Consider the following 15,052-nt stretch of genomic DNA (forward strand, 5'->3'; position numbering starts at 1 on the left):
GTTAGTCTCGGCCCCGGAGTCACACCGGTCGGAGTCCGGGGGCTCGGCACGCCCCCGCCGCCGGACAGAGACGAAGGAGCAGCACATGAGCATTCGCGTAGGGGTCAACGGGTTCGGTCGCATCGGGCGCAATTTCTTTCGGGCGGCCCGCCAGGCCGGGGCCGACCTGGAGTTCGTGGCCGTCAACGATCTGGGCAGCCTGGAGACCATGGCCCATCTGCTGGCCTACGACTCGGTGATGGGCCGGTTCGCCGATCCGGTGACGGTGACCGACGACGGGCTCGACATCGGCGGGCGCACGTTGCGGGTGCTGTCGGAGCGCAACCCGGCCGATCTGCCCTGGGGGGAGTTGGGGGTGGACGTGGTGGTGGAGTCCACCGGGTTCTTCACCGCCCGCGACAAGGCGGCCGCCCACCTCGACGCCGGGGCTCCGAGGGTGATCGTCTCGGCGCCGTCGTCGGGGGCCGACGCCACCTTCGTGGTGGGGGTGAACGACGGCGAGTTCGACCCCGACCGGCACCGGGTGGTGTCCAACGCCTCGTGTACCACGAATTGCTTCGTGCCCATGGTGAAGGTGCTCGACGACGCCTTCGGGGTGGAGCGGGGGCTCATGACCACCGTCCACGCCTACACCGGCGACCAGGCCCTGGTGGACGGACCCCACTCGGATCTGCGCCGGGCTCGGGCCGCGGCGGTGAACATCGTGCCCACCTCCACCGGGGCCGCCCGGGCCACCGGGCTGGTGCTGGAGGCCATGAACGGGCTGCTCGACGGCATCGCCCTGCGGGTGCCCATCCCCGACGGTTCGCTCACCGACTTCACGGCGGTGGTGCGGGGCGAGCCGTCCGCCGACGAGGTGAACACCGCCTTCGCCGCCGCGGCGGCCGACGGACCGCTGGCCGGGGTGCTGGACTACAGCGAGGCCCCCCTGGTGTCCGCCGACATCTGTGGGTCGCCCGCCTCCTGCACCTTCGACTCCGGGTTGACCATGGCGCTCGGCAACCTGGTGAAGGTGTCCGGCTGGTACGACAACGAGTGGGGCTACTCCAACCGGTTGGTCGACCTGGTGGCCATCGTGGGCCGGGCAGGCCGCTGAGCACCGGAGTGCTGCCCACGCTGGAGACGCTGCGGGAGTCCCTCGGCGGCCTGGACGGCCGTCGCATCCTGCTGCGGGCCGATTTCAACGTACCCCTCGACGCCGCGGGCCGGATTGCCGACGACTTCCGCGTCACTGCCGCGTTGCCCACCATTCGGTGGCTCACCGAGGGCGGTGCCTCGGTGGTGGCGTGCAGTCACCTGGGCCGCCCCGACGGCCGGCCCGAGCCCCGGTACTCGCTGGCCCCGGTCCGGGCCCGCCTGGCACAGGTGGCCCCCGGCGTGGAGCTGCTGGAGAACCTTCGCTTCGATCCGGGGGAGACCGCCAACGACGACCGGCTGGTGCAGCAGTTGATCGAGGGCTGCGACGGCTACGTGAACGATGCCTTCGGGGCGTCGCACCGGGCCCATGCCTCCATCGTGGGGCCGCCGCGGTACCGGCCCGGCGCGGCGGGGAGGCTCCTGGCCAGAGAGGCCGAGGTGCTGCTGGGGCTGCGCGCCAAACCCAAGCAGCCGTTCGTGGCCGTGTTGGGCGGGGCCAAAGTGAGCGACAAGCTCGGCGTGATCGGGGCCCTGTTGGACATCGCCGACGAGGTGGTGATCGGCGGGGGCATGTGCTTCACCTTCCTGGCCGCGTCCGGCCACGAGGTGGGCGAATCGCTGCTGCAAGTCGACCAGATCGAGGCCTGCGCCCGGTTGTTGGACTCGGGGGCGGCCATCCGGCTCCCCTCCGACATCACCGCACTGGCACCGGGGGAGCGGGTGGTTCAGGCCGGGGTGAACTTGCGCCCCGACTGGCGGGGTCTCGACATCGGCCCCGGCTCCGCCGCCGAGTTCAGCGACCTCATCGCCGAGGCCGGCACCGTGTTGTGGAACGGCCCCATGGGGCTGTTCGAGGATCCCCGGTTCGCCGCCGGCACCAAGGTGGTGGCCCAGGCCCTGGCCGACAGCCGGGCCTTCACCGTGGTGGGCGGGGGCGACAGCGCGGCCGCGGTCCGACAGTTCGGTCTGGACCGGGAGATCGACCACGTGTCCACCGGGGGCGGGGCATCGTTGGAGCTGATCGAAAGGGGCGACCTGCCCGGCCTGCGGGCGCTGCGGGAATCGGCTCCCCCACAACAGTCGGCACCCCTACAACAGGAGGAACACCATGGCTGAGCGAAAGCCGTTGATCAGCGGCAACTGGAAGATGCACCTGAACCACCTGGAGGCCATCCAGCTCATCCAGAAGCTCTCCTACGCCCTCGACCGGGCCGACTACGCCGAAGCCGACGTGTCCATCCATCCGCCGTTCACCAACCTGCGGTCGGCCCAGACCGTGCTGGACGCCGACGGCATCCCCATCGCCCTGGGGGCCCAGCACTGCCACTGGGACGACAAGGGGGCGTTCACCGGGGAGGTGTCGCCCACCATGCTGGCCAGGCTGGCGGTGAGCTACGTGATCGCGGGCCACTCCGAGCGCCGCCAACTGTTCGGGGAGACCGACGAGAACGTGAACCGACGCCTCAAGGCCATCCTGGGGGCGGGCATGACCCCGATCATGTGCTGCGGGGAGACCCTGGAGGAGCGGGAGGCCGACCGGACCGAGGCCCGCCTGAACGCCCAGGTGCAAGCCGGGCTGGCCGGCCTGAAGCGGGATCAGGTGGCTGCCATGGTCATCGCCTACGAGCCGGTGTGGGCCATCGGCACCGGTCGCACCGCCACCCCGGCCGACGCCCAGTCGGGCTGCTCGGTCATCCGGGAGCGGGTGCGGGCCGACTTCGGCCCCGCCGCGGCCGACGGGGTGCGCATCCAGTACGGAGGGTCGGTCAAGCCCGTCAACGTGGCCGAGCTCATGGCCCAGCCCGACATCGACGGCGCCCTGGTGGGCGGGGCGTCGCTGGAGGCCGACAGCTTCTCCCGGATCGTCCGCTTCCGGATGCAATAGCCCGAGCGGCGTGGCCGTCGGTGCGTCCTGTGGCGTGGCCGTCGGCCCGTCCGTCGGCGGGTGGGCCAAAGGGCGTACCCAGTGGGTAGCATGGTCGGCTGTGACCATTGCGCTGGTGGTGATCGACGTGATTTCCGCGTTGGGGCTGTTGTTCCTCGTGCTGTTGCACAGCGGTCGGGGTGGTGGCCTGTCCGACATGTTCGGCGGCGGCTTCGGCACGCAGGCGGCCGGGTCGACAGTGATCGAGAAGAACCTCGACCGGCTGACCATCGTGGCCGCCTTGATCTTCGCCTTCTGCACCCTGGCGCTGGCCCTGTTGCTGGACTCCAGCTAGCAGCCGCCCGCTGCTGGCCCCCGCCTCTGGCAGTCGGTTGGATTTCGCACTCAGCCCGGAGTTGCTGGCGCTGCGCGACCGGGCGCGGGCGGTGGCCGCCGACGGGGTGGCCGCATTCGGGCGCCACAACGACTCGTGGATCAACGGCTACTCCAAGGAGTTCGCCCGGGTGATGGCCGACGAGGGCTGGATCGGCATGGGGTGGCCCACCGAGTACGGGGGGCAGGCCCGGCCCGCCATCGAGCGGCTGATCGTGGCCGAGGAGATGATCAGCGCCGGGGCGCCGGTGGCCGCCATGTGGTTCGCCGACCGCCAGATGGGCCCCTCGCTGATCGCCTACGGCACCGAGCAGCAGCGGACGGCGTTCCTGCCGGGGATGCTGTCCGGTGACGACACCTGGTGCATCGGCATGAGCGAGCCCGATGCCGGTTCCGATCTGGCGTCGATTGCCACCCGGGCGGTGCGCGACGGGGATCACTTCGTGATCGACGGCCAGAAGATCTGGACCAGCTTCGGCCACCTGGCCGACTACTGCTACCTGATCTGCCGCACCAATGACTCCGGCCTGCCCCACCGCGGCGTGAGCGAGATCATCGTGCCCATGGATCTTCCCGGCATCGAGGTCCGCCCGATCACCGACATGATCGCCAACCGCCACTTCTGCGAGATCTACTTCACCGGTGTGCGGGTGCCCGCCGACCACCTGGTGGGGGTGGAGGGCGACGCCTTCCGCCAAACCATGGTCCAGCTCGCCCACGAGCGGGGCGGCATCGACCGGCTGGTGTCCAACCGGGCCCTGTTCGTGGAGGCCTGCTCCCGGGCCGACCGCGCCGACCCCCGGGTCCGCCAGCAGATCGCCGCCCTGGAGGCCGAGTTCCGGGTGGGTCGGCTGTTGGTGTATCGGGAGGCGTTGGGCCAGGCCCCGGACGGATTCAGCGCGGCCACCAAGGCGTTCTGCACCGAACACCAGCAGCGGGTGGCCTGGTTCGCGGCGGCCCAGTTGGGACCGGCTGCCATGCTCGAGAGCCCGTGGACCACCGGCGTGCTGTACGCCCCCTCCTACACCATCGCCGGCGGCACCTCCGAGGTGATGCGGAACATCCTGGGCGACCGGGTGCTCGGTCTGCCCCGTGAACCCCGCTGAGGCTGTGGCCCCCCGGGCGGCAACCTCGGCTCCCGCCCGGCCTCGCCGCCGGAGCGGACCAGGTCAGCTCGTGATGGCCCCGCCCGCCAGGGGGATGGTCTGCGCCGTCATCCAGGAGGCCTCCTCGGAGGCCAGGTAGGCACACAGGGCGCCCACGTCGGCGGGGGTGCCCAGCCGCCCGGTGGGGATGCTCCGGGCCAGGCGGGCGGTGTGGTCCCCGCCCTCGGTGTTGGCCATCAGCCCCAACGCAATCGAGTTCACCGTCACCCCGGTGCGGGCCACCTCCAGGGCCACCGACCGCAACAGGCCCGCCGCGCCCCCCTTGCCCGCCGAGTAGGCCGCCACCCCGATGTCCACCCCCACGGTGCCCGCCCCCGACACGATGCCGATAACCCGCCCCCAGCCCCGCTCGATCATGCCGGGCAACACGGTGTGGGTGCAGTGCATCACGCCGCCCAGGTTCACCGCCAGGGTGCCGATCCAGTCGGCCGGTTCGGTGTCGGCGAACGGCGCCACCCGCATGGTCTCGGCCCCGGCGTTGCCCGCATTGTTCACCAGGATGTCGACGGGCCGCTCGCCGATGGCGGCCCGCACCGCCTCCCCATCGGTCACGTCGAACGCCAACGGGTCGGCCGCGTGCCCCGAGTCCCGAATCCGCTGGGCCACGGCGCCGGCTCGGGCCTCGTCGATGTCGTTCACCAGCACACGGGCGCCCCGGGAGGCCAAGGCCTCGGCGATCCCGGTACCCACGTTCTGTCCCGCACCGGTGACCAGTGCGATCCGACCGTCGAGCTTGAACATCAGCCTGCCACCTCCGAGAGTGGTGGGGGAGTCCCCACGCATTGGACCCTACTCGTTTGGTCTTCCCTGCCCGTTCGACCTTCATGGTCACCGGCAGCGTCGAATAGCGTCGAGGCGGTGGCAGCAGGCACGCAACCCACCCTGGTGGTCATCAGCGGGTATTTCAGCCCGCTGCACTGCGGGCACCTGGACATGATCGAAGGGGGCGCGTCGCTGGGCGACGAGCTGTTGGTGATCGTGAACAACAACGCCCAGCAGATCATGAAGAAGGGCAAGGTGATCCTCGACGAGCAGGATCGACTGCGCATCGTGTCGGCCCTTCGAGCGGTGGATCACGCCATGGTTGCCGTGGACGACGACGCCACCGTGTGCCGAACCCTGGAGTTGGTGGCCGAGCGCCATTCCGACCGCCGCATCATCTTCGGCAACGGGGGAGACCGCGACACCAGCGCGGCCGTGCCCGAGGCCGAGGTGTGCGCCCGCCACGGCATCGAAATGCGCTTCGACGTGGGCGGCACCACTAAGCGCGACTCCTCCAGCCGGCTCATCGAAGAACTCGGCCTGGCCGACGACCCCGCCTGAACAGCCCTGCCGCCGCCACGGTCGGGGGCCGCCGGGGCGAGTACTGTCCCACCATGCTCCCAGCTCAACGGCGACGCCGCATCCTGTGGGTCACGCTGGCGGTGCTCGTGGTGGTGGTCGTGCTGGCCGCGGTCGGCATCTGGTGGTTCACCAGGGACGATGCCCCGCCCGCGGTCGACCTGGAGGCCGCCGCGTCCAGCATCGCCGGGGACGACGAGGACGCCACCCCGGTGACCTCGGAGGCCCCCTCGGAGCCGACCGACGCCGAACCCACCGACGGCGAGCCCGCCGCCGCGCAACCAGCCACCGACGCCCCGGCAACGACCGACCCCGAGGAACCGGTGGCCGATCCCCCCGATGCCCAGGCGCCCGACGGGGTGAGCGGCGTGTGGACGGTGGACACGTCCATCGGGGAGTTCACCTACGAGGATTCCACCGGCACCTTCATCGGCTTCCGAGTGGACGAAGAGCTGGCCGGCATCGGTGCCACCACCGCGGTGGGCCGCACGCCGGAGGTGAGCGGCTCCATCACCATCGACGGCGAGACGGTGACCGCAGTGAGGGTGGAAGCGGACATGTCGGCCATCACCACCGACGATGCCCGCCGCGACCGTCCGGTTCAGGGGGCGTTGAACACCAGGGAGTTCCCCATAGCCGTATTCGAGCTCACCGAGCCCATCGACCTGGGCGACGATCCCGCTTCGGGGGAGCCGGTGTCGGCCACCGCCGTCGGTGAACTCACCGTCAAGGGCATCACCCGGCCCGTCGAGGTGGCCCTGCAGGCCCAGTTGGTGGACGACACCGTGGTGGTGGTGGGCTCCACGGAAGTGGTGTTCGCCGACTACGACGTAAGTGTGCCCCGGGTGCCCATCGTCTTGTCGGCCGAGGACCACGGCACCATCGAGATGCAACTGTTTTTCACCCGTACGCCCTGATCCCGGCACCCGTCCACCGGCTGTGGGTGGTGGAGGGCAATCCCGTCGTGCATCGGGAGCCGGGCGCGCTAGGGTGCTCTCTGCGCCAAACGCACGGCGCCCACGTCGGAGTGGCGGAATTGGCAGACGCGCTAGCTTGAGGGGCTAGTGCCCAATACGGGCGTGGGGGTTCAAGTCCCCCCTCCGACACGTAGCGCGAGAGCTGGCTCTTCGCAAAGTAGCTGGGTGGGGGATGGTGTGGGGGGACACCCAAGGCTTCCAACGGCTCACCAACTACCGACTCCGAATCCTCTTTGCAACCGGACAACACCCCTACCAAACCCGACCCGTCACAAGCGTCCGAACCCGACGTCCCAGCACCAACGCTTTGAGCCGCTAGTCTTGAGATCGTGCTGGAGGGGGTCAATGGGTAAGTCGGTGCAGGGACGGCACCAAGCACTTGCGAAATTCCTAAGGCAGCGTCGAGCTACGCTGAGCCCCGACGACTTTGGACTTGCCCATTCCGGTCGCAGGCGGACGCCAGGGTTGCGCCGCGAAGAGGTGGCGGTGCTGGTTGGGGTCAGCACAAGCTGGTATACCTGGCTTGAGCAGAGCCGAGACGTCACCCCGTCGGTGCAGGTGATCGACAGCTTGGCGCGCGTGTACGCACTGACGCCCGCCGAGCGCCGGTACGTCCTGGAACTCGCACACCCGGAGATCGTAAGCGACCTGCCTGCCGAGTGGCCCGAGGCCTCGATGCATCGGATGATCAACATGTTGCCGGCCCCGGCCGCAATCATGGACTGCTGGTGGTTCTACCTCGCGTGGAATCGGGCTGTCGTGGCGGTCTTGGGCCCCGCCTATGCGGAGCTACCGCCCGACCGCCGGAACATGCTCTGGCTGTTGTTCCAAACCTCAGCAATACACGACCTCATCCCTGATTGGGAGCACGTCGCCAGAACAGCCGTCGGCCAGTTCCGCGCTGCGTACGCCGAGGTTGCGGACTGGAGCGTGGCGAACGAGTTGGTTGCCGAACTTCACGATCTGTCCCCCGAGTTTGGTGAAATGTGGGCGGCCCAAGAGGTCGCCTGGCGGGAGCCGGAGGTACGCCGGGTGCACCATCCGGCCGGAAATCTCACCTTCGAGGTGCTCGCCCTGCGTTCGCATGACGCCCGATTCCCCCGCTTGATTATCTGGGCCCCAGCCGACGACGAGACGGAAGCTCTCGTGCACTCTCTTTTGGCCGAGCTGGATTCCTCGGAGAGGGGCTATCCCGAGGAGTTCGCCTCGCCGGAAGGTGTCGTCGGATGACGTAGGTCGGCCACTCGGGCCTTGGGTGTTAGCGTGACTCCTAGGATGTTGCCGCTCTGGTCCTGTCAGGCAACTCGTTCTTCACTGAGGGCGGAATGGAAGCCGCCTACGGGGACGAGGACACGTGGCGACGGATGCAAGTCAGGTCGAGGGGACGCTCGGCGAGCTGCTGAGGGTGCGAGCCGACCAACTGGCTGACGAGCCGTTCGCGACGTGCGGCGACGACGCCCGGACGTACGAAGAACTGGACCGGTCGGCGAACCTTGTCGCCTCGGCGTTGAGCGCAAATGGTCTGCTGCCCGGCGACCGGGTTGCGACCATGCTGCCCAATTCTCTTACCTTCCTCGACGCCTGGTTCGGCATTGCACGAGGCGGCCATATACACGTCCCGGTCAATACGTCCTACAAGAAGGACCACCTTGAGTGGGTCCTAGGGCTGACCAGGAGTAGGGCGATCATCATCGACCGGGCCTTCCTCCCGGCGCTGGCGGCGTCCGTAGATGGGCTCGACGATCTCGAACACGTCGTCGTCGTGGAGAACGCAAGCAGCGTCGAACCAATTGCCGACCTACCTCCTGGCATCCGGAGATCGCTGCGGAGAGAGGTCTGGAGCGACTGGATTTCGCGGTCACGCTCCCGATTCACCGCCCCGCCGGCTTCGACGGGGGACGTGGCCTCAATCCTGTTCACGTCGGGAACCACTGGCCGTAGCAAGGGGGTCGTGGCACCTCATGGACACCACCTCCACATGGGTGCAACGTCCGCCGCGGTTCAGCGGCTCACGTCGCAGGACACCCTGTTCACGGTCCTGCCGCTCTTTCACGGCAACGCACAGTTGACCAGCGTCGTCGCCGCAATGACTGTCGGGGCTTCGGTGGCGATCTCTCCCCGGTTCAGCGCAACGACGTTCTGGGACGAGATTCGTGCTGCGGGTGCGACCCAGTTCAACCTCCTGTCCACGATGGCACATGTTCTCCTGGCTGCACCGCCGACTGAGCAAGATCGCAACCACAACGTCCGCGTAATGATGGGCGCGCCGGTACCGGCGGACATACTCATGCGGTTCGAAAGACGGTTCGGCGGCCACATCATCGAAGCCTTCGGCACGACCGAGCTCGGCATGATCGCTGCCAACCCGTACGGCGACCGGCGCCCGGGCTCCTTCGGGCAACCGACTCCTGGCGGCCGGATCGCGCTCCTCGACGAGAGCAATGCGCCCGTACCGCTGGGAGAGGTCGGCGAGATCTGCTACCGGCCGGAGCTGCCACACATCATGTGTGCCGGTTACCTCGACAACCCCGAAGCGTCGGTGGAAGCCATGCGAGGCCTTTGGTGGCATACGGGCGATCTGGCCCGCCAGGACGGCGACGGGTATCTCTACTTCGTCGATCGTCAACGAGACGTGATTCGCCACAAGGGCGAGAACGTCTCGTCTTTTGAGGTAGAGCAGGCCATCCTCTCGCTTGCCGGCGTGGAGCATGCGGCTGTAGTTGCAGTACCCGCGGAATTGAGCGAGGACGAGATTCTCGCCGTTGTCGTGCCCTCGGGGGATCGCGAGATGACGGCAGAGCTGGTGTTCGATCAGTGCGATAGACGTCTACCCCATTTCATGGTCCCACGGTACGTGTATGTCACTGCGGAGGTGCCCACCACTCAGACGGGTCGTGTGAACAAGGCGCAGCTTGTCAAAATGGACATCCTCCCTCGTGCGTGGGATGCACAGGTTGCCGGTCGACGTGCGACTCGACTCGACAGATCGCCAGGACGCGTGACTGCGGCTGGCTACATGCCCGAGCATCAGGAGGTCGGCTAGTCATGACGCTTCCGGATAGCGCAAAGCGGGTCATCGACAAGGCGCGTCCAGCACATGTCGTTACCCTGTACCCCAGCGGCGCACCACAACTGTCGCTCGTATGGGTCGGTCGCGACGACGATCAAGTGTTGTATTCGAGCGGAAGTTGGCTCCCGAAGGTGAAGAACCTACGTTCGAATCCCAGCGTAATCATCTCCATCGAGGACGACGAGACCAACCACGCCGGGTTGACCCAACACTTGCTGCTGCGAGGCACCGCGCAAGTCGTTGATGACCAAAGTCTGGCGGCCGACTTCATGGACGTCATGTCCCAGAAGTACCTAGGTGTACCTGACCTCCCGCTGACCGACCTGCGGGCCCCCGATTCGCCGCCTCAAGCGCTGGTCAGGGTCACAGTCGACCAGGTCGGCGGGGTGGGGCCGTGGGTGGAGGGCATGACGACCTCCTACGGGACCGGCGGCGTGGCTCCAGAGGATGGCGCATAGTGACGACGGAGCCTGAACTGCGAGAACAGCAGATGACTGGTGGCTTGTCCGGCGATCCGTTGCTCAAGATCAACGATGTCCGTCTGAGCTTTGGTGGGGTGGTCGCGTTGGCTGGCCCAACTTTCGATGTCGAACGAGGCGAGATCTGCGGTCTGATCGGACCCAATGGTGCAGGGAAGACCACGCTCTTCAACTGCGTTACGCGCATCTACGTGCCAGACCACGGGTCGATCACGTATGACGGGCTCGACCTCCTGGCCCGACGGCGCCATCAGATAACAGAGGTCGGAATCGCGAGGACCTTCCAAAACCTGGGTCTGCTAACCGACTTGAGCACGTTGGAGAACGTGCTGCTGGGGGCCACGCATCGCACAAGCACAAACATGCTCACCGCGGCATTGCGCACTCGCTCTGTCCGTGCAGAGGAGCGTCGCCTGATCCATGAAGCGGACGAGATCCTTCAGCGGCTCGGCCTCCTCGAGATCAGAGACGCGATCGTGAGCGATGTTCCGTTCGGCACACAGAAGCGCATCGAGCTGGCGCGAGCCTTGATGACGAAGCCCGATCTCCTCCTACTCGATGAGCCCGCCAATGGTCTCACGCACTCCGAAGTCGAGGAGCTTGCCGAGACCATCGTCGGTATCCGGGATGACTTCGACCTCACCGTGCTTCTCGTCGAGCATCACATGGGAATGGTGATGTCCATCTGCCAACACGTGGTCGTGCTCGACCTGGGTCAGAAGATCGCAGACGGGGCTCCAGCCGCAGTCTCGCAGGATCCGAAAGTTGTAAGCGCCTATCTGGGAGGTGACGAGTTATGAGTCTGCTAGTAGTCAAAGACCTGCATGCCGGCTACGGGCCGGTGTCGGTGCTCCATGGGCTGTCCCTAGAGGTCCCGGAGGGCGAGATCGTGGTCATGCTGGGTGCCAACGGCGCCGGGAAGACAACAACCCTCAGAGCGCTGTCAGGGATGATATCGCCGGACCGTGGTGAGATCACCTTCAAGGGAGCCGCGCTCTCGGGCAAGCCGGCATCGTTCGTTCGGGCCGGGATCGCCCACGTACCCCAGGGCCGTGGGACTTTCCCGAACCTCAGCGTCGAAGACAACCTCAAGATCGGAGCTCACTCCCGGAGCGCGGCAGGGCTCGATGCTGAGCTGAATCGGTGGTACGGGTTCTTTCCGGTGTTGGGGGAGCGCCGAACGCAGAAGGCTGGCAGCCTCAGCGGCGGTGAACAACAGATGCTTGCCTTCGCACGTGCGCTCATGATGCAGCCGCAGTTGCTGCTGCTCGATGAACCCTCTCTTGGCTTGGCACCCACGATCACCCAGGATCTCTTCCGGCTGCTCAGATCGCTCAATGACGACGTAGGCACCACCATGCTCATCGTCGAGCAGAACGCCAACCTCGCGCTCCAGATCGCGAACTACGCGTACGTCCTGGAGTCAGGCAAGATCGTCGTGGAGGGTCTTGCCGAAAGCGTCAGCTCGGACGACTCGATCCGACGCGCCTATCTGGGGGTCTGAGATGGACTTCACCTTGTTCTTTCAACAGGTTGTCGACGGTCTTGCCTCCGGTGCCATATACGGCTCGCTGGCGCTGGCGCTGGTCATGATCTACCGCTCGACAGGCATCATCAACTTCGCGCAGGGCGAGATGGCGATGTTCTCCACCTACATCGCGTGGCAGCTCACTGAATGGGGCGTCGGAATCCTCCTAGCACTGTTCGTCACGGTGCTGCTGTCGTTTGTCGCTGGAGCTGCAATACAGGCCACCGTTATCCGCCCGGTCGAAGGCGCCGATCACCTCACGCAGATCATGGTGACACTCGGTATCTTCTTCATCATCAACAACATCGCGGGCTGGCAATGGACCTATCAGGGCCAGGTCGTGCCAAGCGTGTTCGGGGACCGGGTCTTGTCGTTGGACGACGTCCGCGTCACAGCACTGGCGCTGGGGACGGTCCTTGTGCTCATAGCGGAAGTCGCCCTCTTGACGCTGCTGCTGCAGCGCAGCCGAGTCGGCCTGGCGATGCGCGGGGCGGTGGACAATCCGGAGTCCGCGGAGTTGTGCGGCGTCAGCGTGACCCGCATGCTCATGATCGGGTGGGGCCTCGCGGCAGCCTTCGGTGCGATCGCAGGCGTGCTCGTCACTCCACGTTTGTTCCTATCTCCGAGCGTTATGTTCGGTGTTCTCATCTACTCGTTCGCCGCCGCAATCCTCGGAGGACTCGACAGCCCGATCGGTGCCGTGGTGGGCGGCCTGACGGTCGGAGTAGCGGAGAACCTGGCGAGCACTTACATCGACTTCGTCGGCGGGGACCTCAAAATCGGCGTCGCACTCGCACTCATCATCGTCGTCCTGCTCGTTCGTCCGAACGGGCTCTTCGGAAGCGCGGAGGTGGCTCGAGTATGAAGCCCAAAGTCATCACCCGTGGCAGCGCCATACATCGCTACCTCATTGCAGCCATGGGCGTTGCATTGACTGCACTCGTCATCTGGATCCCCAACGCCCTGCCGTCGTTCAGGCTGTTCCAGATGACTCTGGCGATCGGTGCCGCTGTCGCCGTCATCGGCTTGGCGCTGGTCACAAGCCTCGGAGGTCAGATTTCCCTGGCTCAGAACGCGTTCTTCGCGATCGGTGCATACACCACGGCCATCCTTGTATCAGACCACGGCTGGAACCATCTTCTGACGCTCCCAGTTGGCGCCGGCATCTCGTTCGTCATCGGCCTTGCTCTCGGCTTGCCCGCGCTCAGACTGAAGGGGCTCTACCTCGCCCTGGTCACCATGGCTTTCGCGATCATCATCGTGCCCCTCATCAAACGCTACGACGGGCTCACGGGCGGCAATCAAGGCAAACTCGCGTCCCAACCCGACGCCCCGTCGTGGTCGGGTATGAGCGACGACACCTGGATCTTCTCCATCACCGTCGCCGTTGCCGTCGTCATGTTCGTCCTTGCGCACAACATTATCAAGAGCAGCGTCGGCCGTTCGCTCAATGCTTTGCGCCATTCCGAGCTCGTCGCCGAGACCATGGGCGTGAACGTCGCTCGCCTCAAGTCCCTGGCCTTCGCGACCAGCGCAGGCTTCGCCGGCGTGGCAGGCGGGCTCTTCACCATCGCTGTCGGGTTCGTGGCCGCCGACAGTTTTGGCCTGCTCATTTCGATCGAGCTCCTGGCTGCGTTGGTCGTCGGCGGCAGCGTCGCCATACCCGGCGCAATCCTCGGCGCCTCGTTCATCGAGTTTCTTCCCGTCTGGGCTTCCGATGTCAATGACGCATTTGCCGGAGTGCTCTTCGGTGTCGTTCTGATTGTCGTGATGATCTTCTTCCCCGCCGGGGCGACAGGTTTCGTGAAGCGGCAAGTCTCGAGGGTCGTCGTAGTGCGCCATCCCGTCGCAGTCGGTCCTGCGGGCGCCGACCGCGCTGAGACCACGGAGGTACCCACAGACGAGCCGGCAAAAGAGGGCACACCGTGATGAGCCGCTCCCATCTGCCAGATGTGAAGATCCGAGGAATCGAGCTACGGCGGGTGCGCCTGCCGTTCGTGGCCCCGTTCGTGGCCTCGTACGAAACGTTGTACGAGCGAGAACTGCTGGTGCTACGGGTGGACACCGAGGGCGCCCACGGCTGGGGGGAGTGCCTCGCCCTCGGAGCCCCAACCTACTCCTCGGAGTTCATCGACGGCGCTGAGTTGGTGCTCGAGCATTTCGCAATCCCTGGGCTATTCTCGCGAGAGCGGCTGACGCCAGAGCAGGTCGGCGTCGTACTCGCCGACATCGCCGGGCACAACACCGTCAAGAGTGCATTGGAAATGGCGGTGCTCGACGCTGCACTCCGTGCAGACGGGCTATCGCTGACCAAGTTCCTCGACGTGGATGCATCCCCTGTTCCCTGTGGGGTCACCCTCGGCCGCAACGACGATCTCGATGAGCTGGCCGAGATCGCTCGCGGTCACCTCGACGCGGGATTCGCGCGTGTGAAGCTCAAGATCATGCCAGGGTTCGACATCGAGCCACTCCGACATCTCCGGGCCCATCTCGGGCCTGACGCTGCGCTCGAGGCCGACGCCAACGGTGCATACCACAGCGATGACACCGATTGCTTTCGGGCCATTGACGAACTCGGCCTGGTGATGCTCGAGCAGCCGTTTTCACCCGACGATCTCCTTGCCCACGCGCGGTTGGCTGAGAAACTCGAGACCCCCATCTGCCTCGACGAGACGATTACGTCTGCGACCGCTGCCCGCCAGGCAATCGAAGTGGGTGCTTGCTCGATCGTGAACATCAAGCCTGCTCAAGTCGGGGGGTACCTCGAAGCCATCCGCACCCACGACGTATGCCAGCGTCACGATGTCCCGGTTTGGGTCGGCGGCCACCTCGAGACGGGTCTCGGACTCAGCGCCAATCTTGCGTTGGCTCGTCTCCCCAACTGCACGTTGCCAGGCGACACCATCCCGCCCACCCGTTACTTCACGACCGACATCGTCGAGCCATTCGACGTCGTCGAGGGGGCGGTTGAGATTCCCCCCGGGCCAGGGATTGGCATCGAACCGAATCCGAAGATGCTCGAGGTTCTGACTACGGCAACGAAGTACGTGTCGAACCAGGCAAGAAAAGGAGGCCGGCAATGACCCCACCGCCCCCA

At 66.4% G+C, this 15,052-nt stretch carries 16 protein-coding genes and 1 tRNA gene; 16 read left to right on the forward strand and 1 reads right to left on the reverse strand.

Annotated features, from left to right (window positions below):
• Positions 1 to 85: 85 nt before the first annotated feature.
• From gap to ACOQPQ_RS01625, 5 genes are all read left to right on the forward strand, one after another.
• On the forward strand, positions 86 to 1,096 hold the full coding sequence (gene gap / locus ACOQPQ_RS01605) for a type I glyceraldehyde-3-phosphate dehydrogenase (RefSeq protein ID WP_420637693.1): 1,011 nt from the start codon (positions 86 to 88) through the stop codon (positions 1,094 to 1,096).
• 11 nt (positions 1,097 to 1,107) lie between these two features.
• Positions 1,108 to 2,253, forward strand: a complete 1,146-nt coding sequence (locus tag ACOQPQ_RS01610; RefSeq protein ID WP_420640343.1) for a phosphoglycerate kinase — start codon at positions 1,108 to 1,110, stop codon at positions 2,251 to 2,253.
• Complete coding sequence (tpiA, locus tag ACOQPQ_RS01615; protein WP_420637694.1) at positions 2,246 to 3,022, forward strand: triose-phosphate isomerase; 777 nt, start codon at positions 2,246 to 2,248, stop codon at positions 3,020 to 3,022. The genes ACOQPQ_RS01610 and tpiA overlap by 8 nt, the downstream gene beginning before the upstream one ends.
• 100 nt (positions 3,023 to 3,122) lie before the next feature.
• Positions 3,123 to 3,356: a preprotein translocase subunit SecG gene (secG, locus tag ACOQPQ_RS01620; protein WP_420637695.1), complete on the forward strand. Its 234-nt coding sequence runs from the start codon at positions 3,123 to 3,125 to the stop codon at positions 3,354 to 3,356.
• Between the two features lie 37 nt (positions 3,357 to 3,393).
• Positions 3,394 to 4,500: an acyl-CoA dehydrogenase family protein gene (locus ACOQPQ_RS01625; protein WP_420637696.1), complete on the forward strand. Its 1,107-nt coding sequence runs from the start codon at positions 3,394 to 3,396 to the stop codon at positions 4,498 to 4,500.
• A 63-nt stretch (positions 4,501 to 4,563) separates the two neighbouring features.
• Here ACOQPQ_RS01625 and ACOQPQ_RS01630 read toward each other — a convergent pair whose 3' ends face one another.
• Positions 4,564 to 5,301, reverse strand: coding sequence for an SDR family NAD(P)-dependent oxidoreductase (locus ACOQPQ_RS01630; protein ID WP_420637697.1), 738 nt, complete (start codon positions 5,299 to 5,301; stop codon positions 4,564 to 4,566).
• 117 nt (positions 5,302 to 5,418) lie between these two features.
• Here ACOQPQ_RS01630 and ACOQPQ_RS01635 point away from each other — a divergent pair, with 117 nt between their 5' ends.
• The 11 genes from ACOQPQ_RS01635 (at position 5,419) to menC (ending at position 15,038) form a co-directional block, all read left to right on the forward strand.
• On the forward strand, positions 5,419 to 5,883 hold the full coding sequence (locus ACOQPQ_RS01635; RefSeq protein WP_420637698.1) for an adenylyltransferase/cytidyltransferase family protein: 465 nt from the start codon (positions 5,419 to 5,421) through the stop codon (positions 5,881 to 5,883).
• A 53-nt stretch (positions 5,884 to 5,936) separates the two neighbouring features.
• A complete protein-coding gene (locus ACOQPQ_RS01640; protein ID WP_420637699.1) occupies positions 5,937 to 6,818 on the forward strand; it encodes a YceI family protein in 882 nt (293 codons plus the stop codon).
• A 104-nt stretch (positions 6,819 to 6,922) separates the two neighbouring features.
• Positions 6,923 to 7,007, forward strand: a tRNA-Leu gene (locus ACOQPQ_RS01645).
• A gap of 216 nt (positions 7,008 to 7,223) precedes the next feature.
• Complete coding sequence (locus tag ACOQPQ_RS01650) at positions 7,224 to 8,108, forward strand: helix-turn-helix transcriptional regulator (protein ID WP_420637700.1); 885 nt, start codon at positions 7,224 to 7,226, stop codon at positions 8,106 to 8,108.
• A 124-nt stretch (positions 8,109 to 8,232) separates the two neighbouring features.
• Complete coding sequence (locus ACOQPQ_RS01655) at positions 8,233 to 9,921, forward strand: AMP-binding protein (protein ID WP_420637701.1); 1,689 nt, start codon at positions 8,233 to 8,235, stop codon at positions 9,919 to 9,921.
• 2 nt (positions 9,922 to 9,923) lie between these two features.
• The gene (locus tag ACOQPQ_RS01660; protein ID WP_420637702.1) at positions 9,924 to 10,406 is read left to right on the forward strand and encodes a pyridoxamine 5'-phosphate oxidase family protein; all 483 of its coding nucleotides are present in this window, start codon (positions 9,924 to 9,926) and stop codon (positions 10,404 to 10,406) included.
• A gap of 17 nt (positions 10,407 to 10,423) precedes the next feature.
• Complete coding sequence (locus ACOQPQ_RS01665) at positions 10,424 to 11,227, forward strand: ABC transporter ATP-binding protein (RefSeq protein ID WP_420640344.1); 804 nt, start codon at positions 10,424 to 10,426, stop codon at positions 11,225 to 11,227.
• A complete protein-coding gene (locus ACOQPQ_RS01670) occupies positions 11,224 to 11,931 on the forward strand; it encodes an ABC transporter ATP-binding protein (RefSeq protein WP_420637703.1) in 708 nt (235 codons plus the stop codon). Before ACOQPQ_RS01665 ends, ACOQPQ_RS01670 begins: the two co-directional genes overlap by 4 nt.
• A gap of 1 nt (position 11,932) precedes the next feature.
• Positions 11,933 to 12,820, forward strand: coding sequence for a branched-chain amino acid ABC transporter permease (locus ACOQPQ_RS01675; RefSeq protein ID WP_420637704.1), 888 nt, complete (start codon positions 11,933 to 11,935; stop codon positions 12,818 to 12,820).
• Entirely contained in the window at positions 12,817 to 13,884 is a 1,068-nt protein-coding gene (locus ACOQPQ_RS01680) for a branched-chain amino acid ABC transporter permease (protein ID WP_420637705.1), read from the forward strand. Before ACOQPQ_RS01675 ends, ACOQPQ_RS01680 begins: the two co-directional genes overlap by 4 nt.
• Entirely contained in the window at positions 13,884 to 15,038 is a 1,155-nt protein-coding gene (menC, locus tag ACOQPQ_RS01685; protein WP_420637706.1) for an o-succinylbenzoate synthase, read from the forward strand. Before ACOQPQ_RS01680 ends, menC begins: the two co-directional genes overlap by 1 nt.
• The last annotated feature ends 14 nt before the right edge of the window (positions 15,039 to 15,052 follow it).

Source organism: Candidatus Poriferisocius sp., from assembly GCF_965219775.1.
Classification (GTDB): Bacteria; Actinomycetota; Acidimicrobiia; order Acidimicrobiales; family Bin134; genus Poriferisocius.

What these genes read in the sequence shown, in the direction of transcription:
- ACOQPQ_RS01660 (WP_420637702.1), top strand. Translation starts at nt 9,924, where the DNA reads ATGACGCTTCCGGATAGCGCAAAGCGGGTCATCGACAAGGCGCGTCCA.
- ACOQPQ_RS01650 (WP_420637700.1), top strand. Translation starts at nt 7,224, where the DNA reads ATGGGTAAGTCGGTGCAGGGACGGCACCAAGCACTTGCGAAATTCCTA.
- ACOQPQ_RS01670 (WP_420637703.1), top strand. Translation starts at nt 11,224, where the DNA reads ATGAGTCTGCTAGTAGTCAAAGACCTGCATGCCGGCTACGGGCCGGTG.
- ACOQPQ_RS01640 (WP_420637699.1), top strand. Translation starts at nt 5,937, where the DNA reads ATGCTCCCAGCTCAACGGCGACGCCGCATCCTGTGGGTCACGCTGGCG.
- tpiA (WP_420637694.1), top strand. Translation starts at nt 2,246, where the DNA reads ATGGCTGAGCGAAAGCCGTTGATCAGCGGCAACTGGAAGATGCACCTG.
- ACOQPQ_RS01680 (WP_420637705.1), top strand. Translation starts at nt 12,817, where the DNA reads ATGAAGCCCAAAGTCATCACCCGTGGCAGCGCCATACATCGCTACCTC.
- menC (WP_420637706.1), top strand. Translation starts at nt 13,884, where the DNA reads ATGAGCCGCTCCCATCTGCCAGATGTGAAGATCCGAGGAATCGAGCTA.
- ACOQPQ_RS01675 (WP_420637704.1), top strand. Translation starts at nt 11,933, where the DNA reads ATGGACTTCACCTTGTTCTTTCAACAGGTTGTCGACGGTCTTGCCTCC.
- ACOQPQ_RS01630 (WP_420637697.1), bottom strand. Translation starts at nt 5,301, where the DNA reads ATGTTCAAGCTCGACGGTCGGATCGCACTGGTCACCGGTGCGGGACAG.
- gap (WP_420637693.1), top strand. Translation starts at nt 86, where the DNA reads ATGAGCATTCGCGTAGGGGTCAACGGGTTCGGTCGCATCGGGCGCAAT.